Below are 23,361 nucleotides of genomic sequence, written 5' to 3' on the forward strand. Positions count from 1 at the left end.
GTTCTTGCTTCTGCTCTTGCTTCTGCTCTTGCTTCTGCTCTTGCTTCTGCTCTTGCTTCTGCTCTTGCTTCTGCTCTTGCTTCTGCTCTTGCTTCTGCTCTTGCTTCTGCTCTTGCTTCTGCTCTTGCTTCTGCTCTTGTTTCTGCTCTTGCTTCTGCTCTTGCTTCTGCTCTTGCTTCTTCTGTTTCTGGTTTTGCTTTTACTCTTTGCTGTGCACCTGATCTTACTCTTGTCCTAGCTTTTGTCCTTACTCTTACCCTCCCACTCATTCTTACCCTCAACGAAGCTGGTTCGCTAGATAACGAACCAACTTTCGCTATACGCATTAGCATATTCGCCACGCCATCGAACAACGAAGCTATTTTCGCTATTCGGGAACCCAGGTTCTCCAATTGCGAAAATAGCTTCGCTTCATACACTCGCCGCTCACCAGGTACCGTTTACAGCGAACTTGCCTTCGTTAAATAATGAAGGCACTTCGCTAACTACCCATTTCATTGAATATAGTTGGGCAGACGGTAGAGGGTTACACGATACGGAGAGGGAACAGGTATGATGGCGCCGTCAACTTCGAATCTTCTCAGCCAGTTGGTGGCCGAGCGGTTACTGATTTGGAACTGTCCTGCTATATCGGACGCTTTTATTTTGCCGTCTTTCCTCATGGCCATTTGTAGAACAAGCTGCTTGCGGGACTCCCACACCTGCTTGCTATGACCCTCGTCTTCCCGGTAAGCTTGCGACCACCATTGGCCAATCGCCTGCTTAATCTGGCGTTCGCATTGCTTCGGCTGGTTCTCCACCTGCCATGCCGAGAACCGAAGAACGAGCCAGCCTGACAGCACGAGATCATTTTGACGAAGCAGATGATCATTAAACTCACCCGGCGAAATATCGCGAGCATGCGTAGTAAAGCCATCGATCTCCATGATGAGCTTTATCCCGTGCTTCACAAATATGAAGTCCGCAAAGCGCTGTCCGCCTTTATGGTCCAGAAAAGGATGCTCTGCCTTTAACCCCTCATAATTGTAACCAAAAGCCGGTCCCCACACCTGTTCAAGAAATTGCAGTTCAATTTTACCTAACTTGTTGCGAAACTTCCCGCTAATGGCCGCATCCCGATTAAACGCTTCAATAAAACTATCCAATTGCTGCTGCATCGTCGTCTCCTCCTCATCATAGCTTCATTTGGTTTGGTCCCTGAAACAGAAAACACCCTGACCGCAGACGAATATCGCCGCAATCAGGGTGTGCTTCACTCCTAGTTACCTACAGCTAGTATAGTAGATATTGAAAAAACTGGCAACCAGAACATAGTATCGATATCCCATGTCCTGTCCCCTTAAATTTGTAACGAACCAGATTCGCTAATTAACGAAGCCATTTTCGTAAAACCACCGCCATAAACTGCCTGATCGAATATTTTACGAACTAATTTTCGCTTTTCGTGAACCTAAGTTCGCGAAAAGCGAAGCTAGCTTCGCTAATCTTCAATACCAGGCTGAAAACCGCAGTACAGCGAATTTAGGTTCCTTATTTTGCGAAGGTGCTTCGTTAATACGCTTAAGGTCTAGATGATTAAGGCCACCATTCTTTCCCATCAATCTACAACGAACCAGACTCGCTATTTAACGAATCTAGATTCGCAAAAACATCGCCAGAAATGACCCACTATATCATTAGCGAACTCATCTTCGCTTTTCATGAACCTAGGTTCACGAGTAGCGAATCTAGCTTCGCTCTTCGTGAATATCATGCTGAAAACCACGGTACAGCGAAGTTAGGTTCCTTATTTTGCGAAGGGCTTCGCTAATCTTCAAGATCAGACCCAAAACCTCGGCACAGTGAAGGCTGGTTCCTTATTTTGCGAAGGTGCTTCGCTAATCACCTACCTAATGCACCTAATGCGCCTTAATGCCTAGCTGACGAGAAGACCCGGCCAGAACGAACCTAAGAAAATAAACAACTAAAGCTTATCACAGCTGATGGAGGAGATATCGCAAGGCTGTCCAATATGAAACAGAGCTTTCGCCGCACCGAACGCGAAACGTTCGGCTGGCGAAAGCTCATCATGTATTAGTCCTCGTCTTCCTCATCCTCGAGAAGCGCCAGGCGCTTTGCATCGAGGTACTCCTGCGTCGCACGGTCACGCTCGCGTCCTTTATCCTTCAGACGCTCGATCGCGGGCTGAATGAGCAGGTCAACTTCCTTTTGCACCGTATAGGCCAGATCGTAGCGGTTCTGCGACTCCAGGAAGGAGCCAACTTCCATTAATGCGTTGTACCGATCCAACTCATCCCGGGTCAGCAAGCCTCGAACTTGCACGCTGCAGTGACGCATTATAGGAACTTGCCTTTGCGCAGCACGAGCGGAATACCGCCGATAATGAACAGGTAACGCAGATCAATCATCTTTTTCAGCCAAGCTGCAACGCGGCCTTTATATTTTTTGCCGAAAGCGATGCCGATTGCTTCGCCTTTGCCAAGCGAGGCAACCGTACCCTTATTGCTGAACACAAAGCCTTTCAGTGGCTGGTTGCGGATCGAAGCGACCAGGTTATGCGCACATACGACACCTTGCTGCATTGCGATTTGCGCAGTTGGCGGGTAAGGGCGGCCTTCCGGATTGAACATCAGCGAATTGTCGCCGACGATATAGATGTTCTCATGACCTGGAGCACGCAGGTTGTCATCGATTTTCACACGACCGCGCATCGTTTCAAAGCCAGCGTCTTCGATAAGACGATTGCCGCGGATGCCGCCAGTCCAGATAACCGTTTGCGATTTGATTTCTTCGCCTTCGCCAACAACGACGCCATCTGGCGTGCATTCTTTGATGGCTGTGCCGATGCGGAACGTAACGCCCTTTTTGGACAGAACGTCCATTGCATATTCCACCAGTTCGGGATCAAAGCCAGGCAAAGCGGTTGGCGCCGCTTCAATATTGTAAATTTTCACGAGAGCGGGATCAACGTCAAACTGTTTGCAAAGCTCAGGAATGCGGTCGGACAGCTCACCGATAAATTCGATACCGGTAAAGCCTGCTCCGCCTACGATGAACGTTAAGTAATCAGTACGATGAGGCTCGCGTTTGTAGCGGGCAAATTGATATTCAATATGTTCACGGATCAGACGAACCGAGTTGATGCTGCGAATGTTCATCGCATATTCACCAAGACCCGGAATGCCGAACGTCTCCGGCTCGCCGCCAAGGCCAATAACAAGATAATCATAGGAAAGAGTGCCGTCTTCCAGAATGACCTTTTTATCTTGCGGACGAATTTGAACAACCGTCGATTTAACGAAGTCGATCTTGAACTCGTCGATCAGTTTGGAAATGCTGACGCGGGCGTTTTCCGGATTATCGGTCCCGGCAGCTGGCATATGCAAATGTGTAGTAATGTAATGATAGTCATGCTTATTAACGAGGGTGACGTCGGCTTCGTTGTAATTTAGCTCCTTCTGGAGACGCAACGCAGTCAGTACTCCACCGTACCCTGCACCTAAAATAACGATTTTCGGTATGTTGCTCATCGTATGATCCCATCCATTCCTGTGCTTTTTCTCTGTGAAAAATTACACAAACCCGTATGCTAATTTATAATATCTATCGGTAGCTTGTGCAATTCGGTTCCTCTTTATAAACACTGGGCTTTTTGACATCTTCATCTCTCATCGCAATCGTGGTTTTTAAGTCAAAATCCATTCAATTTGACGGTCCAAGCTTCCAGTGACTTACGTAATATACATCAGAAATATTACATAGTTTTCTTTAAAAGTTCAAGAGCAAAGTATACGAAAAACTTTAGAGAGGCATACAAATTCGCGGTTTCAATCCTGGCTGTCAAAAGCTTATAATGAAGTAGCGTTTTAATCCAATATTGGAGGTGCATCCATGCCTATTTCCGAATCCTTGGAACAAACAGTCGACATTGCCATTATCGGGGGCGGGCCCGCCGGCTTGTTCGCTGCTTTTTACGGAGGAATGCGTCAAGCATCCGTATTATTAATAGAAAGCATGCCTCAGTTAGGGGGGCAATTAGCGGCCCTTTATCCCGAGAAATATATATACGATGTTGCCGGATTTCCGAAAGTAACCGCCCAAGAACTAGTAGACCGTCTCATTGAGCAGCTCTCCCTGTTCAAACCGGACATTCGCCTCGAAGAAAAGGTATCCGCTGTTACGAAAAAGGATGACCGGCTGTTCGAGATCGTCACGAACAAATCGGCTTATTATGCAAAAGCTGTCATTATTACGGCTGGCGTCGGCGCCTTTGAGCCCCGCAGGCTGGAGCTGCCTGAAGCTGTGCAATATGAGCACAGCAATCTTCATTACTTTGTCGGCGATCTTCAGCGGTTTAAGGATCAGAATGTGCTGATTAGCGGAGGCGGCGATTCTGCGGTCGATTGGTCGCTTATGCTGGAGCCGATTGCCAAAAGCGTCACGCTCACTCATCGCCGCGACAAATTCCGGGCGCATGAGCATAGTGTCGAAAACCTGATGAATTCCACCGTTAAAATCGCAACGCCAAAGGAAATAACGGCTCTCCATGACGATGGCAGCGGACGGATCGGGCGGGTAACGCTGACCGATGTCAAAACAAAGGAAAACACCGAACTCGATGTCGACGCAGTTATCGTCAATTTCGGCTTTGTCTCCTCGCTTGGCCCTATCGCAGATTGGGGCATTCATATTGAAGGCGGCTCGATCGTTGTCGATACTCGAATGGAGACGAACATTCCGGGGATTTTTGCTGCCGGTGACATCACGACTTATCCAGGCAAACTCAAGCTTATTGCCGTTGGCTTCGGCGAAGCGCCTACCGCAATTAATAATGCAAAGGTATACGTCGATCCGAACGCAAAACTGTCTCCTGGGCACAGCAGCAATATGAAGCTCTAAATCATACCAATACAAACGCGTAACCGATAAAAAAAAGGGTATCCTAACATTGGCTTTTCCAATTCCCGCAGCGCCACTTCAGCGCTGTAGTCCAGCCAAGGAGGATACCCTTATGTTATGTCCGGTTTGCAACGGCTTGCAGCCCCTTTTTGCACAATGCGAAAATTGTCATGAACTATTAAGTGATTTGGGACGGATAGCGGATTGGACTGGCCCTTATGCGCCATACGAGCCATGGGAAGCTTCGGAGCAAGGATTTGAACAAACGGCGGAAACAGCACATTGCAAGCACATTGCTTTCTGCCTGAATTGTGAGCGAACCGTAGATGTGGGGGTAACGGAGTGGAGGTAGTTCTTCTAGGCTTGACCTGGCATTAACCAGCCATCATCAAGCTTGTCTAAGCCGTTACGAGCTCCTCGCGCAAACCTAGCTTTCTGCGCCTCATTTCCAACTGCAGCATGTAAATAAATTCAGGCTCTAATTCAAATTGGACAGCCGCGATATAGGTGTCTTCCAGCAATTCATCGTTAAGCAATTCCATAACGGACACTTCCTTTCCTCATGGATTATCCTAATTTCTTCCTCATAGTAGCATTGATTTTTCAATCCAACAACAGATCGGATTATACACAATCACCTGTGGACATGCTGTGCATGATTTGTGGACATGCGTCGAAAAATAAGGGAAATCAACGTGGATGATGTGGATATCGTTATACACAGCCTATTTTCCAACAAGTTCAATAAAAAACTTTAATGGGAATCGGAAACTCCATTAATGGAATATATTGCACTGTTCCTTCATATAAAAGTAGGTTAATGCGTTCTCCAGCTCCCCTCGCACAAAAAAATAAACCCGCCAAGGGGTTTATCGGAAGCGTACGGCTCTGTACTTTCTCTATTATTGAGGCCTCGTATTCACTTCAAAAATCCATATTTTACCGCTCTTATCGATGCCATAGTCAAACCCAAGCTGTCCAATTCCGGGAAACTTTGCTTCCAGAAGCTGCGTGGATAGGACGGTAAGCTCCCGCATTCTCTGCTTCTTCGCCCCAACGAATGATGCTCCAATCGATCGGCGAATGCCCTGGGCAGCTGTAACCAACGTGCCTCCCCGGCAAATATTCGTTACGAACAAGCCAGGCTTGGCGATCCGCCCCACCAAAGAGCGGTATACCCAGCCGTTGTCGGTTTTCACATATTTCACGCGATAATCGATTGGACGGCCGCCAACCGTCGCCAGATAAATACCCTTCTGAATTAAATAAGCCCGCTTCTTCTTACACTGATCCAACGAGCGCTTCATACTCTCAAAACTCGCAAAATTCCTTGTCTTGGCATAGTAGGAGTAAGAGTAGCCTCCGCTTGTTTTCGAAACTTTAATGACTCCGTTCCCCCCGGCACCACGCACCGGCTTGACGACGACCATCCCATGCGTATTCAGCATGCTTCTCAAATTCTCACTCGTATATCGGCTAGTAGGAGGGATATGGGGCGCAATTTGCGGATTCGAGCGAAGCACGGCCGTTTTAGCCCATTTGCTGGCTAATTGCCTGCCTTGATATTCACCCAATACTTTCAATCTCCTTTCCTGCGGCTTCATCCATAGCATATGACAGAGATCCATCTATCTCTTGGATGAATGTCGGAGGATAGAAGCCCCAATTGCCGAGCATATAAGCGGATTCCAAGCAATCAGCCTAGCGAATGGGCGATTGCCAGTTGAATAGTTGAACTATATTAATAGAAGAAATTAATCAATAGCATCACGTTCAGCCGCTGAAAATGCTAAAAGGTACAGTTCCTCCCTGGGTGAGGAGACTGTACCTTTTGCATGACTACTCTTTACTCTTCTCCATAGCGGCCTTTAACGCATCGGCCAAACTATTCGACAAACTGACGTTATCGCTGAATTGATCAATCATTTTTTTCTGCTGATGCTTGTTTACCCGGCCGCCGCCTTGCTTATCTCCCAGCATCTCGATCACGTTACAAGGACGGCATTGCGCATATTTGCCTGCTTTACCGTTATGAATCTCCATCTTCTTATGGCATTGCGGACAGCGCTTGTTAGAGAGCGCCGGCTCAGTCGAGCGGCGATAGCTGCACTCCCTGTCGGAGCAGACGAGCGAGCTGCCCCGCTTCCCTTTCACTTCCATGAGCAGCTTGCCGCATTCCGGGCAGCGGGAGTGAGTCAAGTTATGCGGCTTGTATTCCTTCGTCTCATTCTTGACCTCCGTCACCCATTTACTGGCTTGCTCGCGAATCGAGGCCATAAACTTGGCAGGCTCGCCTTTGCCTTGCGCGATGCGCTCCAGTTCGCGTTCCCATTGCGCCGTCAGATCCGGGTTGCGCAATTCGTCGACAACCAGCTCGATTAATTGCTTGCCCTTCCCTGTTGGAATAAGCCGGTTCTGTGACCGTTCGATCGTATCGGTGGACAGCAGCTTCTCAATAATGTCAGCGCGGGTTGCCGGCGTTCCTAGTCCATGCTTCTCCATCTTCGCCAGCAGCGATGCCTCTGTATAACGGGCAGGCGGCATGGTGCGAAGCTCCTTGATCCGGCTTTGCTTAACCGGCACCGTCTGGCCCTGTGTCAGGGCAGGCAGAAGCTGCTCAGGCTGGCGTTCCCCTTGCCCGCTGCGGCCGCTCTCTTCGTCGTCCTCATCATCCTCGGCTGCGCGGAGCGCTTCCCCGCTGTACAGCTCTTTCCAGCCCATATCCTTCATGACTTTTCCTTTGGCATACAGCTTGTCGCCTCCGACCGTCAGCACCACGCTCGTCTCGTCATACCGGTACGGTGCATAGAACAACGCAATGAAACGACGTACGATCAAATCGTACAGTCTGCGCTCCTCATTGCTTAACGCCGATAAATTGACGAATTGCTCCGTCGGAATAATGGCATGGTGATCGCTTACCTTGCTATCGTCAACGAATCGTTTCGTCACCGGAAGCTGGCCTCGCAGCAGCTTGCGTGCCAAAGCCGAATAAGGTCCCACTGCAACGCTCTCCAGCCTGCCCTTCAGCGTCGGTACGATATCGCTGGACAAATATTTGGAATCGGTGCGGGGATAAGTAACCAGCTTATGCTGCTCGTACAGCTTTTGCAGCACGTTAGAGGTTTGCTTGGCAGAAAAGCCAAGCCGCTTGTTCGCATCCCTCTGCAGCTCTGTCAGATCGTAAGCTTGCGGATGCGGCTCTGTTTTCTCAACTGTGCGCAGCTTGTCTACCTTCGCGCCTTTGCCGTTCAACCGTCCGGCTGCAGCTTCCGCCGCCTCGCGATTCCAGACTCTGCCGTCATGCGAATCCGATTCCCGCCATACCGCTTGAAAACCGCCAAGATCGGCCGAAATCGTCCAATACGGCTGCGATTGAAACTGTTGGATTTCCTTCTCCCGGTCCATCATCGCGCCAAGCGTTGGCGTCTGAACCCGGCCGGCCGCCAGCTGCGCATTATATTTAACTGTAAGCGCACGCGTTATATTCAAACCAATCAGCCAGTCTGCTTCTGCCCTGCATACCGCCGAAGCGTACAAATTATTGTAGTCTTTGCCTGGCTTCAGCGCCTGGAAGCCATCTTTGATCGCCTTGTCTGTCTGCGACGAAATCCAAAGCCGCTTGAACGGCTTGCGCCAATGAACAAGCTCCATTATCCAGCGTGCTACAAGCTCGCCTTCTCGGCCGGCGTCCGTCGCAATAATTAGCTCGCCGATATCCTGCCTGCGGCATAGCTGGGCGACAGCTTTGTATTGATGAGAGGTTTCCTTCATCACCTTCAGGTTCATTTTGGGAGGGAGCAGCGGTAAATCTTCCAGACTCCAAGTCTTGTATTTCGCATCGTATTCTTCTGGTTCAGCCAATGTGACGAGATGGCCAAGCGCCCACGTCACGATATACTTCGGGCCTTCAATGTAGCTTTTATTTTTTTGGCTGCAGCCAAGCACGCGGGCAATCTCCCTTGCCACGCTTGGTTTTTCCGCCAGAACAAGTGATTTCATTACTTTTTTCTCCAATCTTATCGGGTTTCCTCTTATTTTACCACAGGAAAGAGAAACCGCCGACTATCCGGCTTTTCCCCTTACTAACCGCTCTATTTTACCCGGCAATTCCGAGTGTGCTATAGTATCTTCATTATCTGCTTTTCTAAATTTATGAATGAACTAGGAGCGTGTCCGAATGAAGCCCCGCTTAATTGCCGTCATTGCATCGGTTCTACTGATTTACGGCCTCATCAACTGGTACATCGGCTGGAACGGCTGGGTGTATGCCTCAACCCTGTTCGGATGGGAGTCGCCGGTCCTTTACAGCATCGTCATTGTCGTTCTGGCGCTAGGCTATATACTCGGCCGAGTGGGACAATCTAACTTCGCCAGGCCGCTGGCCCGGCCACTGAAGCTGATCGGCTCGTACTGGATTGCTATATTTGAATATGGCGTCCTTCTGCTTTTGCCAGCCGACTTAATCGTCTGGCTGCTGGCGAAAACCTCCGTAACAACTGAGACAGCTATTCTTATTGTGGGGTCAGCAGTTGCCGTCATACTTGCCGCGTTGCTTATTCGAGGCTCTTGGAATGCCTGGACGCCAATCGTCAGAGTCTATTCCGCAACGATTCCGAAGCAGGCTGGCAATCTGAAAAAGTTAAAAATCGGTATGGCTTCCGATATTCATCTCGGAACGACGGTAGGCAACCGTCATCTGCAGCGTCTGGTTAACGAGATGGAGCGGATAAAGCCGGACATTATTCTGCTGCCAGGCGACATTATCGACGACGACATCGATCCGTTCATCCGGTATAAAATGGCTGATGTCATGAAGCAGCTGAAAGCGCCTCTTGGCGTATACGCCGTACTTGGCAACCATGAATACATCGGCGGCCATATTGAGCAATTCGTTGCGGAAATGGATGCGATCGGCATCCGCGTACTGCGCGACGAGAACGTGCTTGTTGCGGACAGCTTCTATATTATCGGCCGCAAAGACGCCTCCGCCGCTTCCGGCCGAAACAACAAAAGCGGCAGGCTGCCGATCCGCAGCCTTGTAGCCGAGGTCGACGCAGCACTGCCGCTCATTATGATGGATCACCAGCCCTCCGACTTGGAGCAGGCTGCTGTTAATGGCATTGATCTTTCCTTGTCCGGGCATACGCATCGCGGCCAAATGGCGCCCAATCATCTCATTACCCGCCGACTATTCGAGCTTGATTGGGGCTACAAGCAAAAAGGCGGCTTGCATGCAGTCGTATCCTCCGGCTTCGGCAGCTGGGGGCCGCCGATTCGAATCGGCAGCCGTTCGGAGGTTATCCAGATCGATCTCCAATTTAAAGGCTAGCTGTTGTTTTTCCTTACTTGCAGCGCCGTACGGCGCAGCCAATCGTAAATAACGTCTGCCTGCAGCAGCAGAACGGCTGCCAGTGCAAGCTTTGCCAGCTGTACGACGAGACTGCTCCACCCGCTAATGAGAAAAGGCTGGGAGATTGTATACGACTGCGCATAAACCTGCAACACTTGAGCGACGCTGCCGATCAGTCCCGGCAGCGTCGTTATTATAATAATGACGGCCGTAAGCGAGAAGCCCAAACGATATAATACACTCTCTTCCACACGACTCCAATTGACCTCCGTATTCCCGTTATCCCCAACGATGCGTGAAGCGGTCCAACCCGCTTTTTGCCAAAATAGCAGACTTGCAATGGAAAGCAGCAGCGCCGGCAAGAGTGAAATTCCCCATATCATCAGTCCTTCACTTCCGACTGCAATCATTTGAATGGTCGAGCCGACAAACAGAAATGCGCGGATAAGCATCCATACTGCCAGCAATCTTACGGCAACAAAGGTCAATTCTTGAAGCTTCATTAATAATTCCCCCTCCGCTTTGTTAGTTACTCCTCGAATAAGGTTCGGAAATATCGCCCGCGATTGTTCAAAAAATCTTTCGTGAGCCGGTAATGCTCCGTCTCCTCATAATCCAACCGCTTGATCGGATCATGATCGAAGCTCCATATCGTGGCGCCCGGGTATGAGAGCAATATCGGCGAATGGGTCGCAATGATGAATTGCGACTGGCCTTCACGCTCCATTTCCCAAATCCGCCGGATAAAGGCCAGCTGATTTTGCGGTGAAAGCGCCGATTCCGGCTCATCAAGCAAATAGATACCCTTGCCGCCTAACCGGTTTGTAAACAACGATAAGAACGCCTGCCCATGCGACTGCTCATTCAATGATTTGCCGCCATAGGAATCGTAGGCTCTTCCGTCCTCCTTAGCCAGTTCATCAATATAGTCGGCGAAAGCATCAAATGTCTCGGCACGAAAGAAAAATCCGTTGCTTACCTTTGGCGTCCAAGACAGCTTTATAATGGAGGCCAGCGACACATCATCCTTCTCTTTGGAAAGAAGCGAGCTTTTTCCGCCAACGAGATTAAACCCGCAAAGATGCGCAATTGCCTCCAGCAACGTCGATTTGCCGGAGCCGTTCTCGCCGATTAAGAAGGTGATGTTGCTGTCCAGATCCAGTTCGTCCACCCGCTGCAAGGCCGGTATATGAAAGGGATACTGTCCCATTCTGTCCACCGCTTCCGCTGCTTTCCAGTCAAAGGATGCCCGTTTCAAAAATGTCATCTTACTGCTCCTTTCACGAGCACGAAGCTGGGGGATTGAATATAAATAAAATTCTAATATATGTATATATAGACGCTTTTTTCATGGGAAAAGTTTCTTTATCGCTAGTGACAATAGTTGAGTTTCGGCTCGTGGCGGTCACGAACATGAAATCAAAATGCAAATGTGCAGTTTGTTTACCGTTAAATCGGTGATTTTTCGCATCAAAATGCAAATATGCAGTTTGATTGGCCTAGAAAGCCTCTAAGGAGCGAAATCGAGCGATTTAAAATGTACTTTTACATTTTGATCGCGATTTTATGTCATTTTAGCATGATCAGCATGCACTTTTGCATTTTGTTGCCGTGTATAGCTGGAACGATGCTAACAGATACGGCGCTGATTCAACGTTCTGGCTATCGACGAGCACCGGAAGCAATTTAATATGAAACCCCGCTCCTCCACACGCTAAAAAGCCGCTGCTTCATTAATGAAACAGCAGCCTTTTAACATTTCAGGCAATCTATTTGTTTAAGAAGCCGGACCAGGCCGGTTAATGCTCTTCATATAGCTGACGGAAGCGATGATGAAGTAAAACGTCTGCATAATGATAAAGATGCCGATGACCACAAAGGAGTACAGCCACACAGAAGACGCCATCAAGGCATCCAGCGCTTTCATGGCGACAAGAGCATGAATCGTTCCTACGACGCAAGGAATGTAGAACACAATAGCAATTTGCGAAATCGAAATTCTTCTGATTTCCTGAAGTGTCATACCGATCCGCTTCAAGGCGCGGAATTGCTGTTGATCCTCTTGCAGCTCCGTGAACAGCTTGAAGTAGATAAGACTGCCAGCAGCGATAAAGAACAGCAGACTAATAAACAAACCGATAAACAGCGTTAAATTGGCGTTTTGCATATAATCCTGGTACATTGACGCACGCGTCATATGTGTCTGCTCTTTTTTACTCTCAGGAACGAGCTTCTGCACTTGGCCAACGGCTTCTGCCGCGCTTTCCCAGTCCTTCACTTCATAGCCGTAACTGACAATCTGCTTCTCTTCCGGGATAGAGGCCATCAGCTTGCTGTAAGCAAAGTCATCCATAATAATCGTAAAAAGATGACTTGTCATGTTCATTATCGTACTGTTTACATTTTCCGATATTTTATAATCGACCGTTACGCCGTTGATAACACCCTGCACGGATTGTGGAGCTTTCATCCAGCTCGCTTGCAAAATAACGGTATCCTGCGCCACCGTAATTGTCGGGAGACCTAGACCAGCCGCATTATGATTATATTCAGAGGCCGAAATAACAAAACCTTTGGAATGGCCGTAGTCATGAGGCATTTTATCTTCGGTTATGAACTTCAGCTTCGTAATTTCCGCACCGACCAGTTTATCCTCTCTGGTGATCGGATGGCCGTTTTCCTTCAAAACGTCCGCCATTTGCGCCGGATCAACGACCTCATGCGTATGAAGGCCGCGCTCTACGAACGCAATGGTATATGGCGAGTAATTCGAGACCATCAATTTATATCCCACTTGCATCAAATAAAAAGTACCCGAAGCGGTTAAAATGACAGCGCTCATGATCGATACCATAAATAAAATACGCGCATTATCTCTCAGCTTATAACCAAGCTGGGACAAAACAATCATATTGGTCCGGTTGTGAAAAAACCGAATGCTTGCGCTGCAGAAATCGGATAGCCAGGACGCTCAATTGCGTGAATAAGAAATAGGTTCCGATCGTCACCGTAATCAATATCGGCAGTGCCAGCAACACGAATGTCTCCGGCGTCATCATCAGCGCCATGCCGTAGGCCGCCCCCAAGCATAATACAGCCAATGCAACGAGCCATTTCGAGAATACGAGATCGCCTTTCGGCTTACGGGCTGCCTTCAACAGGTCGACAATTTCCGATTTGCCAATACGTAACGACGTTAGCAGTGCAATCCCCATCGATAGGGAGAAAAAACCGATGCCGGTCAGTGCAAGCGCAAAGACAGGAGCCGCGAATGGAATGGGGTCCTTCACACTTAACATGGCCCCCAGCGCCATAAAGAACAATTTGCTGAACAGCATGCCAATCGCTATGCCCGTAATAAGGGACAACAGCGCAACGGCTGCATTCTCGTATATAACGAGCCGCCGTAACTGCGACCTGGTCATTCCGAATAACGAGAACAGGCCAAATTCCTGTTTTCTCGTCTTCAGAAATGCCGAATTCGCGTACAGCACGAACAGGAATGAGAAAATAGCGATCAGATATAGGCAGAACTGCATGCCGGTGCGAATCTTTTGCGCCTGCAGGATGCTGCCGTTCATAACATCAGGATGATAGATAAAGGCGGCGTACATGTAAAAAATGATGACGGAAAACACGCTGCTCCAGAAAAACGCGCTGTAGGACCGCCAGTTGCCGCGGATATTGCTAAGCGCGAGCGAACGGAACGTCATCGAAATTACCTCCCAGCACGCTCAGTGCGTCCAATATTTGTTGGAAGAATGCCTGCCGGTTCGAGCCGCGCCGAATTTCCGAGAAAAACTTACCGTCTTTAATGAAGACAATCCGTTGACAATAGCTGGCGGAGAACGGATCATGCGTCACCATAAGAACCGTTGCTTTAAGCCGCTCATTCATATCCTTTAATGAATCCATGACATCCTTCGCCGACTTGGAATCCAAATTGCCAGTCAGCTCATCGGCCAATACAAGCGAAGGCTGGTGGATAATCGCCCGTGCGATAGCCGCCCGCTGCTTCTGTCCGCCGGACACCTCGTAGGTTCGTTTTCCGAGAATCGCTGTAATTTGCAGCAGTTCGGCAATGGGCCGCAGCTTCTCATCAATTTGCCGGGGAGAAACACCCTCCAGCACCAGGGGCAAAATGATATTTTCCTTAATGGACAATGTATCAAGCAAATTGAAATCCTGGAACACAAAGCCCAGCTCTCTGCGCCGGAACAACGCCAGCTTGCGTTCATTCAGCCTCGCCGGATTGACGCCGTTAATCTCAAGCTCTCCGGAAGTAGGCCGATCGATCGTCGATAGCAGGTTAAGGAGCGTCGTCTTCCCGCTTCCTGACGGTCCCATTACCCCAACGAACTCTCCAGCTTCAACCTTAAGATCGATATCCTCCAGCGCTTTATACGAAACATTCCCTTTCGAGCTGTATATTTTGCCTAACCCTTTCGTATGCAATACACTCATCTTCAACTAGCCTCCCAAAGCTTTCTTTCGTTGCTTGCATGAATAGTATATCCTTGAGCGCACCCGGGCTCCCATCGATTTCCCTTTCATGCGGGATGGCTAACCTTACAATGTTGTCACCCAAACCGGTGAATGCCATCCGGGTAAAAGGATACCGTTGCCGTCGTTCCTTCGCCTGCCCTCGACTCAACAGACAGTTCATGCCCCATCCGTCCGCATACCTGCTTAGCTAAATAAAGCCCCATACCCGTCGACTCCTCGACGGCCCGTCCATTCTCGCCAGTGAAGAAGGGATCGAAAATTCGCGGTAAATCCTGCGGCTCGATGCCGATGCCTTCATCCTCGACCAACAGCTTGACGGCGTTATCCTGCTTAACTATCCGAATCGTAAGCTTCTTGTCGCCCGGCTTGCGCTTGGCGTATTTAATTGCATTATTGACGAGTTGGTTCAGCACGAACGTAAGCCATTTCTCATCTGACTCCACGACGGCCTCCCCTTCGATTTTGGGATAGATCGAATAGCGGATGCACAGCCTTTTATGTCCGTTGATTACCGATCGTGCAACTTCATGCAGCAATAGCTGCCGCGGATGCAAATCAAGCTCGAATTTATCCAGCCTTGCGGTGTGCAGCATCATTTCCAGCCCGCGCGTCAACCGGTCGGTCTCCTCCCGCAAGCTCGTCAGCAGCTCCGCCTGCTTCTCCCCGCTCAGCGGCTGCTCCCTCCCCTCTTGCGCAAGCAGATCGATAACCGACACCGGCGTTTTCATATGATGCACCCATTGCATGACGAAATGATTATGCTGCTCCTGCTGCCGCCGATATTTGTTAAGCTCCGTCGTATAAGCACTGTATTGCGCTCCAAGCAGCTGCTGTACTGCCTTCTGCTCCACCGAAATTCCTGACTTTATAAGCGTGGAAGCATCTAGCGTCGCCGGCTTTTTGAAGCGTGTCTTCCAGCTGCTTATAGTATGCCCGCTGCCGCATATAATCGATGGCAAGCCCTACGATTAGAAGCAGCAGCGCCAGCTCGATAAAATAATAGAGCAAGCCGGGATCGGCCTGCTCCGCATAACGCAGCTTATCTAGCGAAAAAAGGACGGAAGCAATTCCGATGCATCCCATATAAACGGCAATCATTATTTTGCGATCCCATATATAGCCCTTCCAGCTCATGCCCCGGCCCCTTTCTCTATTTCCGGAATGACCAGCTTGTAGCCTTGGCCGCGCACCGTCTCAATCGCCTTTATGATGCCAAGCTCCTCCAGCTTTTTACGAAGCCTCGTGACATTGACCGTCAGCGTATTGTCATCGACGAACTGCACGTCATCCCAAAGCGCCTCCAGCAGCTCTTCGCGGGTAACGACCTGCTCTGGCCTGCGGAGGAAGCATTCCGCGAGCAGCAGCTCGTTTTTCGTCAGTTCGACCCGCTTGCCCTGCCATTCCAGCTCATTGCGGCTCAGATATAGAATCAGTCCGTTTGCCTCCAAATCTCCGCTTCCACTGCCATTGCCAGCGCCAAGTCCGCCAGCTGCTGCCGCATATTCCCCATAGACGCGGCGAAGCGCGCTTCTCGCCTTCGCCATCAGCAAATCCAGATGGATGGGCTTGGCTACATAGTCGTCGCCGCCATTCTCGATGGCCATCACTTGATCCATCTCCCCGGCACGCGCGGAAATAAAGATGATGGGCACGTTGGAGCGCGTGCGAATTTGCCTGCACCAATAAAATCCGTCGAAATACGGCAAATTAATATCAAGCAGCACCAGATGCGGATCATATTCGATAAATTCGGCCAACAGCTCCTTGAACCGTTCTGCCCGCCGCACCTCGAAGCCGTATTTCTCCATATTCGCTTTTAAAATCCCGCCGATTTTGTCATCGTCTTCTACTATAAATATGCGATACATCTTATGATCGCCTCCGAATTAAGCCCGATATTGAACACCCTTATGATAGCAGGTTCAATGAAAGCGTTCAAACGAAAAAGCCCCGGCTGCGCTAGACGCAGCCGGGGCTTTTCAGACCTTAAAAGTTCGGATTTCCGAAAGCACCTGTCCGGAAATCATGGAAGGCTTGTGTAATTTCCCGGTCGGTATTCATAACGAACGGCCCGCGCTGAACCATCGGTTCGTTGATTGGTTCCCCGCTTAATACGAGTACAAGGGCGTCCTCCGTCAGCGCCTCAATCCGGATCTCGCCGGCTTCGTTCCGGAATAGGACGAAATCATTTTCCGCAGCAGACTTGCCTTCATTAATTAAGACTTCGCCGCGAAGTACAATCAATCCCGCATTATATGAAGATGGCAGTGTAAAGCTCGCTTGCCCGCCTTTATTGAACGAAATATCGAAGAGATTGAGCGGCGTATAGGTGCTTGCCGGTCCTCGCACGCCATTGTACTCGCCTGCAATGATCCGTACGCTGCCGCCTTCATTCGGCAGTTCCACTCTTCCCATTGCGGAAGACAGCAGCTCCTGATAACCCGGCGTTGTCATTTTATTCGCTTGCGGCAAGTTGACCCACAGCTGGATCATTTGCATGACACCGCCCTGCTCGGAAAAGCTTTTCTCCTGATATTCTTTATGCAGTACGCCGGAGCCTGCCGTCATCCACTGCACATCGCCAGGGCCAATGATGCCATGGTTGCCCGCGCTGTCATGATGCTCGATGCGGCCTTGATACGCAATTGTTACCGTCTCGAAGCCCCGATGCGGATGAGCACCAATGCCTCTCACCTCTGTGCTTGGCGGCAATTCAACCGGTGCACCGTAATCCAGCAGCACGAACGGGCTGATACGCTGTTCAAACGAATTGCCTCCAGGGAAATAGTTCGATACACGAAAGCCGTCGCCTACCATATGAAACGGCGAGCCGTGAAACGTGCCTTCGATTTCGCGATATGCTGTAGTGTTGGTCATGGGAATACATCTCCTTATTTCACGTATTGGATTCATACTTACTTTATCTTCAGTTAAAGATATAAGGCCGTTATAAACCGCCGAGAACTACTTGCCGGCGGCTCCTTTTCCCAATACTTTTAACAATTCAATAGCCTGCTTTTGTTCCTCTAGCGTTAAGCTGCCCATAACCATTTCAATTCGATTCGTATGCTGCGGGAAAATATCATCGAACATGCTCCGTCCAACGTCCGTAATTTCCGCATACGTGACCCTCCGGTCTTTACTGCATGGCACGCGCTTCAAGTATCCTTTGTTTTCGAGTTTATCGATATTGTACGTCATCGTACCGCTCGTAATTAAGATTCGATCCCCGATTTGCTGAATCGGGATACGGCCTTTCGCATACAACACTTCCAATATAGCAAACTCGGATGAAGACAAACCGTAGCTTTTAATATCTTTGACCGCAACATCCATAATACTCTTGAATGATTTGGACAATACAACCAGCAGTTTCAGCGCCGTCTGCTGTTCATCGCTCATCGCTTCCTTCATTAGTATACCTCCTCACCGGTAATTATCTTGAATTAAAGATATAATAATTTTCTGCTGCTGTCAAGCCTTTTAGTCTTTAAGGGCCAATTCATAAAGTTACTATTCCATTGTAAAAATTAGCCTTTTCCATCCGTCATACGAAGCAATTTCGATAGTGCAACAAGGACTACATTCCCACATTTATTTACGAAATCATTACAAATTCTAAATAATGGGATAATAATCGACTGCTAAACTGATTTTGAATTAAGAGATCGAATCGAGAAAGGTGACGAAAACCGATGCAAATGAAAAAAGTAGTGGTCATCTCCATGCTGGCAGCAGCAATTGGTACAACAGCCGTAACTCCGGTAATGGCACAAACGAATGCAGCTTCGCAAACCCAGCAGGCACTGCAAATCAAGAACGCAACCTTTACCGTGAACGGCAAAGCAGTTGCAATCCGCACCATTAACAAAAGCGGGACAACACTCGTCTCGGTGCGTGACATTGCCCTGGCAATCGGAGCTGAGATCAGTGTTTCCAAAGGCGTGATCAACGTTCAACTGAATCACAAAAGTGCAACCCTGACGGGCAGCGCGGTTACGTCTGTTGGCGGCAATTCGTTTACAGAACCAAAGGCGCTGCTTGAAAAGCTTGGCGCAACGTATGTAGCAGGAAGCAATGTAGTCACTTCGTTTAAACTGCTTGCTGACATCGAACAAGCCGCATGGATTAACCCTTCTACCTTGCTTGCATCGAAATCCGTTGAAGGCGGACGTGAAGACTACCTGATCGATACCGCGACAGGCCGCAGCGAATTGCTGCTTGCTTCCTCCAACACTTCGGACCTTGTTATCTCGAATGACGGCGCTAAAGCTGCTTATACCGATGAGAACGGTGCTGTATATGTAATCACGCTTGCTACGAAACAAACGGTTCAAGCTAGCACGGACAGCTCGATTAAGAACGAACTGCAATGGTCAGCAGACGGTTCCGCATTGTTCTTCCTGCAAGGCGACAAAAACTCCGTTATCGCTAAAGTAGATCTGGCAGACGGCAAAGTAACAAAAGTACTGGAAGACAAAGTTGACTACAAGGCTGATCTGAGTGTATCCTCCGACGGCGGCAAATTTGCCTTCACGGTTAATAAACAGCCTAAAGTTACAGCCGACGCTGGTAAAGACGTTAGCTTAGACGACGTGGCGATTGACGCTACCGGTACTGAACCGCAGCTCTACTTCTACGACGCAGCGAAAGCCGACAACAAACCGGTTCAACTGACTAACGACAAAACGGATAAAGCTTTCATACAGATTTCTGCAGACGGTTCGAAAGCATACTTTGTAAGCTTGGGCGACGACGCTAACAGCACAGGTACACTTGAAGTTGTTGACATCGCTGGCAAAACGGTAAAACCGCTGTTCAGCGAGCAAGACGTGTATCAGCTTACAGCTAAAGGAAATAAACTTTACCTGCTCACTGCCAAAGGTGATAGCAATGCCATTTACAATATCGATGCCGCATCCGGCGCAGCTACTCTTTTACATAGCGTATCGGACGGTGTAAGCGAAATTATTGTATCCAATAACGGCCAACTGGCTGCAATCAGCAACGGCTTGCTCGCAGTAGCAATCAACGGCAAATTCACAACGATCACAAAATAATTTATCTGGGGGAAAAATGCAATGAAATGGTTTAAACAAATTACGATCGCGGCTCTTATCGCCGTAATTGGCTTCAGCTCCGTACATGTTGCAGACGCAGCAAGCAAACTTCAAGGCAAAATCGTAATCAACGGCTCTTCCGCACTGCTTCCATTGACGCTTCAAGCAGCTAATGAATTCAAAAAAGCTAATCCAAAAGTTAAAATCTCCGCATCCGCTGCCGGTTCGATCACTGGCCCGCAAGCTGTTCGCAAAGGTATCGCTGATATCGGCGCTGTAGACTGGGATGCTACGAAAGACGTTCCTGGCTTCAAAAAATTCGACGGCCAAGTTGCACATAAAGTCGCTGTTATTCCTTTCGCAACTGTCGTGAACAAAAACGTTGGCGTATCGAACTTGACGACGAAGGATCTGCAAGGCATTTTCTCCGGCAAAATCAAGAACTGGAAAGACGTTGGCGGCAAAGATGCTGAAATCATCGTCGTAAACCGTACGTTTGGCTCCGGCACACGCGTTAACTTCCAAGACAAAGCGCTTGCTGGCGAAGACTTCATGACTAAAGGCGACAACTACAAAGAAGTAAAAACAAGCGGTGATATGAAGACTGCTATCGAGACTACACCAAATGCAATCGGTTATATGGACCTTGCTTACGTAACAGACAAGATGACAGCTTTGAGCGTTAACGGTGTTGCTCCAACTGAGGCTAACGTTATCAACGGCAAATACAAAGTATGGGGCTACGGCTACTACATGACAAAAGGCCAGCCTACTGGCGCTGTGAAGGAATTCATCGCTTATGTACAAAGCGCGAAATTCCAAAACGGTTCGCTTAAAAAGCTGAAATTCATTCCGATTTCCGCAATGAAATAAGAGGGAAAGAGCGGCCGGCTTGCGCGTAAGGCGCGAAGCCGGCTGTTTTTCTCCAAAGGAGCCGAATTGAAATGTTAGAATCATCAGTCGCTGCCCGAGCGGGTTCTAAGCACTCAGAGCTTGGCAGCAGCATTATGGCCGGGAGCGGCAAGCCGTTCGACCGTAAAAAAAGACTGTTTGCCATGAACCGTTTGTTCCGCTACATATGTATTGCTAGTGCAGTCTTCGTCTGCCTTATTCTTTTCCTTATTCTCATCCTGATGTTCCGAACAGGCGTCTTAACGTTCCGCGATATTTCATTCGCTGACTTTTTCCTGTCCACGAACTGGAATCCGATGGAGGAACAATACGGAGCGTTAATCTTTATATTCGGGACATTTGCATTAACAGCGTTAACGCTGCTAATCAGCGTGCCGCTATCAATTGCAATCGCTGTTTTTCTCTCCGTCTTCGTGCCGGGCTGGCTGAAGAATGCGCTAAGACCCGTATTGGATCTGCTCGTCGGCATTCCATCCGTCGTATATGGCTACCTCGGTCTTACCATTCTCATCCCAATGATCCGTAATGTGACGGGCAGCGGCATGGGCGACGGCCTTCTGGCTGCTGCACTCGTCTTGACAATCATGGTGCTGCCGACGATTAGCCGGATTAGCGATGATGCTATTTCTGCCGTACCAAGAAAATATAGCGATGCTTCTTATGCTCTGGGAGCTACCCGCTTTCATACCGTTTGGAAGGTGCTGCTTCCTTCCGCGCGCAGCGGCATTATGTACGCAGTCATTCTAGGAATGGCCCGTGCAATCGGCGAAACGATGGCCGTCGTAATGGTAATCGGTAATACAGCTCAGCTCGCAGACAGCTTGCTCAAACCGACATCCGTACTAACGAGTAACATCGTAATGCAAATTTCTAACGTTCCTTTTGATTCGACTTGGAACTATGCCCTTTACTTGATGGGCTTCCTGCTGCTCGTTATTTCGATTCTCATGATTGCTACCGTTCGCTGGCTGCAACGCAAGGGGGTACAAGGATGAAGACGACACCAACCGCCAACCCCTTTCAAGGCGCTGGTAAAATGAACCGATTGAACAACCGCGTCTTCACGCTGCTCGTCTGGGTTATCGGCGCAGCGGCTATCCTGTTTATTTTCGGCCTGCTGTTTCTTATTCTGGAAGCGGGTCTGCCGAATTTGACTTGGGACTTCCTGTTCGGACTGCCGAGTGAAATTGATGAAGGCGGGGGTATCGGTCCTACGCTGATCAACTCATTCTATATCCTTTTCATTTCCCTCGTTATTTCAATTCCGCTTGGTATGGCTGCTGGCATTTACTTGGCCGAATTTGCGCCAGACAATAAATTGATCGGCTTCGTGCGCATTTGCGTAGAAGCGCTGGCTTCCGTTCCATCGATTATTTTCGGCTTGTTCGGCATTGCGTTGTTCGTCGAATATTTCCAGATCGGATTAACCATCCTTGGGGGTGCGGTAAGTCTAGCTTTCCTTAACCTGCCTGTATTGGTCAGGGTAACGGAGGAGTCGCTGCGCGCTGTGCCGAAGGAGCTTAAAAGCGCATCCTTCGCTCTTGGCGGAACGCATCTGCAAACGATCTCTCGCGTTCTGATTCCTGCTGCGCTGACTGGCATCGTTACCGGCATATGTCTCGTGGCTGGACGCGCATTCGGCGAGAGCGCCGTCATCATTTTGACTGCCGGTGTAACGACTTCAGGGGAAATGTGGGACTTTAATCTCTTCTCGCCAGGCGCGACGCTTGCCGTTCACCTTTGGTACGTGCAGTCGGAAGCCATCGTGCCCGATGCGCAGCAAATCGCTCAGAAGGCGGCGGCGGTGCTTGTGTTCGTCGTGCTGTTCATCAATTTGGTGTTCCGCATTCCGCTTTGGCTGAAGGCTCGGAAGATGAAGGGCTAAGTTGGATTGTGTTGGAGGCTGCCGAGATATTCTCGGCAGCCTCTTTATAGTGTATGGTACTCGTACGCCGGGACGTTGCGTGTTTCGGCTCGTACTGCCGTTCTTGATTCAACACTGGGGGCGCTGCATGTTTCGGTTCGTCCTGCCATTCTTGATGCAACACTGGGGGCGCTGCGTGTTTCGGTTCGTCCTGCCATTCTTGATGCAACACTGGGGGCACTGCGTGGTTCGGCTCGTCCTGCCATTCTTGATGCAACACTGGGGGCGCTGCGTGTTTCGGTTCGTCCTGCCATTCTTGATTCCATTTTTCCATCACTAACTTGATGTTTAATGGATTGAACCTTCGAAAAGTCAGCCCGAACTCGAAACACTCCACTCTCCCTCTAATGGTGCAACAACTTAACAAAACAAACACAACACAACCAAACCCCTGTATTCTCCGCTCATTCCTTTAGCAGCAAACCACTTTATGCAACGGTCACCCTGCACACGAAGCTTATCGCTCGCCCTAGTCACATGGCTTCCCCCGTAAGAATCCTGCACCTTGCTGCTGATCGTATGAGTCATCTTCCAGGAACTAATCAATCTAGGTGGACGAAGGTTTCTTGGCCTCTCACCGTAAAAATTAAGCTTGTTACCAAAGAACGAAGCAGCTTCGCTATTTAACGCAGGTCGGTTCGCAAATTATGCGGTATAGAACCCCATCTGGGGCGACTCTCCAGTATTTGCGAAGAAAATTTCGCTTT

At 49.3% G+C, this 23,361-nt stretch carries 24 protein-coding genes; 8 read left to right on the forward strand and 16 right to left on the reverse strand.

The genetic code is table 11. The features are described from left to right. Positions 1-468 (forward strand): hypothetical protein (locus tag TY10_RS30780; protein ID WP_202903194.1); only part of this gene is annotated, 468 nt, incomplete at its 5' end. A gap of 26 nt (positions 469-494) precedes the next feature. Here TY10_RS30780 and TY10_RS15635 read toward each other — a convergent pair. The 3 genes from TY10_RS15635 to TY10_RS15645 all read right to left on the reverse strand — a co-directional run bounded on the left by TY10_RS15635 (position 495) and on the right by TY10_RS15645 (position 3,530). Further along, positions 495-1,157, reverse strand: a complete 663-nt coding sequence (locus tag TY10_RS15635) for a DUF559 domain-containing protein (protein WP_042165330.1) — start codon at positions 1,155-1,157, stop codon at positions 495-497. Between the two features lie 916 nt (positions 1,158-2,073). Continuing rightward, positions 2,074-2,337 carry a hypothetical protein gene (locus TY10_RS15640; protein WP_042165333.1) on the reverse strand — a complete coding sequence of 88 codons (264 nt, stop codon included), beginning with the start codon at positions 2,335-2,337 and terminating at the stop codon, positions 2,074-2,076. Then, complete coding sequence (locus tag TY10_RS15645; RefSeq protein WP_042165335.1) at positions 2,337-3,530, reverse strand: NAD(P)/FAD-dependent oxidoreductase; 1,194 nt, start codon at positions 3,528-3,530, stop codon at positions 2,337-2,339. The genes TY10_RS15640 and TY10_RS15645 overlap by 1 nt, the downstream gene beginning before the upstream one ends. Positions 3,531-3,891: 361 nt before the next feature. On the opposite strand from TY10_RS15645, the gene TY10_RS15650 reads away from it, so the two are divergent. After that, complete coding sequence (locus TY10_RS15650; protein ID WP_042165337.1) at positions 3,892-4,899, forward strand: NAD(P)/FAD-dependent oxidoreductase; 1,008 nt, start codon at positions 3,892-3,894, stop codon at positions 4,897-4,899. A 398-nt stretch (positions 4,900-5,297) separates the two neighbouring features. Here the strand turns inward: TY10_RS15650 and sda are convergent, their stop codons facing one another. The 3 genes from sda to TY10_RS15670 all read right to left on the reverse strand — a co-directional run bounded on the left by sda (position 5,298) and on the right by TY10_RS15670 (position 8,901). Beyond that, positions 5,298-5,441, reverse strand: a complete 144-nt coding sequence (sda, locus tag TY10_RS15660) for a sporulation histidine kinase inhibitor Sda (protein WP_042165342.1) — start codon at positions 5,439-5,441, stop codon at positions 5,298-5,300. 360 nt (positions 5,442-5,801) lie between these two features. Continuing rightward, entirely contained in the window at positions 5,802-6,473 is a 672-nt protein-coding gene (locus TY10_RS15665) for a YheC/YheD family protein (protein WP_238327668.1), read from the reverse strand. A 265-nt stretch (positions 6,474-6,738) separates the two neighbouring features. Beyond that, entirely contained in the window at positions 6,739-8,901 is a 2,163-nt protein-coding gene (locus tag TY10_RS15670; protein ID WP_042165346.1) for a DNA topoisomerase III, read from the reverse strand. Positions 8,902-9,079: 178 nt separating this feature from the next. Here TY10_RS15670 and TY10_RS15675 point away from each other — a divergent pair, with 178 nt between their 5' ends. Next, positions 9,080-10,231, forward strand: coding sequence for a metallophosphoesterase (locus TY10_RS15675; protein WP_042165349.1), 1,152 nt, complete (start codon positions 9,080-9,082; stop codon positions 10,229-10,231). Here the strand turns inward: TY10_RS15675 and TY10_RS15680 are convergent. The 10 genes from TY10_RS15680 to TY10_RS15720 all read right to left on the reverse strand — a co-directional run bounded on the left by TY10_RS15680 (position 10,228) and on the right by TY10_RS15720 (position 18,172). After that, positions 10,228-10,755 carry a hypothetical protein gene (locus tag TY10_RS15680; protein WP_042165352.1) on the reverse strand — a complete coding sequence of 176 codons (528 nt, stop codon included), beginning with the start codon at positions 10,753-10,755 and terminating at the stop codon, positions 10,228-10,230. The two genes, TY10_RS15675 and TY10_RS15680, sit on opposite strands and share 4 nt — an antisense overlap. 26 nt (positions 10,756-10,781) lie before the next feature. Then, the gene (locus TY10_RS15685) at positions 10,782-11,519 is read right to left on the reverse strand and encodes an AAA family ATPase (RefSeq protein ID WP_042165355.1); all 738 of its coding nucleotides are present in this window, start codon (positions 11,517-11,519) and stop codon (positions 10,782-10,784) included. A gap of 510 nt (positions 11,520-12,029) precedes the next feature. Beyond that, positions 12,030-13,163, reverse strand: a complete 1,134-nt coding sequence (locus TY10_RS29875) for an ABC transporter permease (protein ID WP_052350563.1) — start codon at positions 13,161-13,163, stop codon at positions 12,030-12,032. Continuing rightward, positions 13,135-13,965 (reverse strand): FtsX-like permease family protein, encoded by an 831-nt coding sequence (locus tag TY10_RS29880; RefSeq protein WP_052350564.1) that lies wholly within the window; start codon positions 13,963-13,965, stop codon positions 13,135-13,137. The genes TY10_RS29875 and TY10_RS29880 overlap by 29 nt, the downstream gene beginning before the upstream one ends. Continuing rightward, entirely contained in the window at positions 13,940-14,716 is a 777-nt protein-coding gene (locus tag TY10_RS15695) for an ABC transporter ATP-binding protein (RefSeq protein ID WP_042165358.1), read from the reverse strand. The genes TY10_RS29880 and TY10_RS15695 overlap by 26 nt, the downstream gene beginning before the upstream one ends. A gap of 116 nt (positions 14,717-14,832) precedes the next feature. Next, entirely contained in the window at positions 14,833-15,609 is a 777-nt protein-coding gene (locus TY10_RS15700) for a sensor histidine kinase (protein ID WP_238327669.1), read from the reverse strand. Next, positions 15,545-15,892: a hypothetical protein gene (locus TY10_RS31615; protein ID WP_042165361.1), complete on the reverse strand. Its 348-nt coding sequence runs from the start codon at positions 15,890-15,892 to the stop codon at positions 15,545-15,547. The genes TY10_RS15700 and TY10_RS31615 overlap by 65 nt, the downstream gene beginning before the upstream one ends. Beyond that, positions 15,889-16,626 (reverse strand): response regulator transcription factor, encoded by a 738-nt coding sequence (locus TY10_RS15710; RefSeq protein WP_042165364.1) that lies wholly within the window; start codon positions 16,624-16,626, stop codon positions 15,889-15,891. The genes TY10_RS31615 and TY10_RS15710 overlap by 4 nt, the downstream gene beginning before the upstream one ends. Before the next feature lie 118 nt (positions 16,627-16,744). Further along, positions 16,745-17,635 (reverse strand): pirin family protein, encoded by an 891-nt coding sequence (locus TY10_RS15715; protein ID WP_042165366.1) that lies wholly within the window; start codon positions 17,633-17,635, stop codon positions 16,745-16,747. 87 nt (positions 17,636-17,722) lie between these two features. Beyond that, positions 17,723-18,172, reverse strand: coding sequence for a MarR family winged helix-turn-helix transcriptional regulator (locus tag TY10_RS15720; protein WP_042165369.1), 450 nt, complete (start codon positions 18,170-18,172; stop codon positions 17,723-17,725). 281 nt (positions 18,173-18,453) lie between these two features. On the opposite strand from TY10_RS15720, the gene TY10_RS15725 reads away from it, so the two are divergent. The 5 genes from TY10_RS15725 (at position 18,454) to TY10_RS30475 (ending at position 22,939) form a co-directional block, all read left to right on the forward strand. Then, positions 18,454-19,818 (forward strand): stalk domain-containing protein, encoded by a 1,365-nt coding sequence (locus tag TY10_RS15725; RefSeq protein ID WP_042165371.1) that lies wholly within the window; start codon positions 18,454-18,456, stop codon positions 19,816-19,818. 21 nt (positions 19,819-19,839) lie between these two features. After that, positions 19,840-20,691 carry a phosphate ABC transporter substrate-binding protein gene (locus tag TY10_RS15730; protein WP_042165374.1) on the forward strand — a complete coding sequence of 284 codons (852 nt, stop codon included), beginning with the start codon at positions 19,840-19,842 and terminating at the stop codon, positions 20,689-20,691. Between the two features lie 71 nt (positions 20,692-20,762). After that, positions 20,763-21,725, forward strand: a complete 963-nt coding sequence (gene pstC / locus TY10_RS15735; RefSeq protein WP_052350565.1) for a phosphate ABC transporter permease subunit PstC — start codon at positions 20,763-20,765, stop codon at positions 21,723-21,725. After that, positions 21,722-22,615 carry a phosphate ABC transporter permease PstA gene (gene pstA / locus TY10_RS15740; RefSeq protein WP_042165377.1) on the forward strand — a complete coding sequence of 298 codons (894 nt, stop codon included), beginning with the start codon at positions 21,722-21,724 and terminating at the stop codon, positions 22,613-22,615. The genes pstC and pstA overlap by 4 nt, the downstream gene beginning before the upstream one ends. A 75-nt stretch (positions 22,616-22,690) precedes the next feature. After that, positions 22,691-22,939: a hypothetical protein gene (locus TY10_RS30475; RefSeq protein WP_155985888.1), complete on the forward strand. Its 249-nt coding sequence runs from the start codon at positions 22,691-22,693 to the stop codon at positions 22,937-22,939. Positions 22,940-23,361 lie beyond the last annotated feature (422 nt).

Origin of the sequence: Paenibacillus gorillae, assembly GCF_000513275.1 — a bacterium.
Lineage (GTDB): Bacteria > Bacillota > Bacilli > Paenibacillales > Paenibacillaceae > Pristimantibacillus > Pristimantibacillus gorillae.

What these genes read in the sequence shown, in the direction of transcription:
- TY10_RS15635 (WP_042165330.1), bottom strand. Translation starts at nt 1,157, where the DNA reads ATGCAGCAGCAATTGGATAGTTTTATTGAAGCGTTTAATCGGGATGCG.
- TY10_RS15640 (WP_042165333.1), bottom strand. Translation starts at nt 2,337, where the DNA reads ATGCGTCACTGCAGCGTGCAAGTTCGAGGCTTGCTGACCCGGGATGAG.
- TY10_RS15645 (WP_042165335.1), bottom strand. Translation starts at nt 3,530, where the DNA reads ATGAGCAACATACCGAAAATCGTTATTTTAGGTGCAGGGTACGGTGGA.
- TY10_RS15650 (WP_042165337.1), top strand. Translation starts at nt 3,892, where the DNA reads ATGCCTATTTCCGAATCCTTGGAACAAACAGTCGACATTGCCATTATC.
- sda (WP_042165342.1), bottom strand. Translation starts at nt 5,441, where the DNA reads ATGGAATTGCTTAACGATGAATTGCTGGAAGACACCTATATCGCGGCT.
- TY10_RS15670 (WP_042165346.1), bottom strand. Translation starts at nt 8,901, where the DNA reads ATGAAATCACTTGTTCTGGCGGAAAAACCAAGCGTGGCAAGGGAGATT.
- TY10_RS15675 (WP_042165349.1), top strand. Translation starts at nt 9,080, where the DNA reads ATGAAGCCCCGCTTAATTGCCGTCATTGCATCGGTTCTACTGATTTAC.
- TY10_RS15680 (WP_042165352.1), bottom strand. Translation starts at nt 10,755, where the DNA reads ATGAAGCTTCAAGAATTGACCTTTGTTGCCGTAAGATTGCTGGCAGTA.
- TY10_RS15685 (WP_042165355.1), bottom strand. Translation starts at nt 11,519, where the DNA reads ATGACATTTTTGAAACGGGCATCCTTTGACTGGAAAGCAGCGGAAGCG.
- TY10_RS29875 (WP_052350563.1), bottom strand. Translation starts at nt 13,163, where the DNA reads ATGATTGTTTTGTCCCAGCTTGGTTATAAGCTGAGAGATAATGCGCGT.
- TY10_RS29880 (WP_052350564.1), bottom strand. Translation starts at nt 13,965, where the DNA reads ATGACGTTCCGTTCGCTCGCGCTTAGCAATATCCGCGGCAACTGGCGG.
- TY10_RS15695 (WP_042165358.1), bottom strand. Translation starts at nt 14,716, where the DNA reads ATGAGTGTATTGCATACGAAAGGGTTAGGCAAAATATACAGCTCGAAA.
- TY10_RS31615 (WP_042165361.1), bottom strand. Translation starts at nt 15,892, where the DNA reads ATGAGCTGGAAGGGCTATATATGGGATCGCAAAATAATGATTGCCGTT.
- TY10_RS15710 (WP_042165364.1), bottom strand. Translation starts at nt 16,626, where the DNA reads ATGTATCGCATATTTATAGTAGAAGACGATGACAAAATCGGCGGGATT.
- TY10_RS15715 (WP_042165366.1), bottom strand. Translation starts at nt 17,635, where the DNA reads ATGACCAACACTACAGCATATCGCGAAATCGAAGGCACGTTTCACGGC.
- TY10_RS15720 (WP_042165369.1), bottom strand. Translation starts at nt 18,172, where the DNA reads ATGAAGGAAGCGATGAGCGATGAACAGCAGACGGCGCTGAAACTGCTG.
- TY10_RS15725 (WP_042165371.1), top strand. Translation starts at nt 18,454, where the DNA reads ATGCAAATGAAAAAAGTAGTGGTCATCTCCATGCTGGCAGCAGCAATT.
- TY10_RS15730 (WP_042165374.1), top strand. Translation starts at nt 19,840, where the DNA reads ATGAAATGGTTTAAACAAATTACGATCGCGGCTCTTATCGCCGTAATT.
- pstC (WP_052350565.1), top strand. Translation starts at nt 20,763, where the DNA reads ATGTTAGAATCATCAGTCGCTGCCCGAGCGGGTTCTAAGCACTCAGAG.
- pstA (WP_042165377.1), top strand. Translation starts at nt 21,722, where the DNA reads ATGAAGACGACACCAACCGCCAACCCCTTTCAAGGCGCTGGTAAAATG.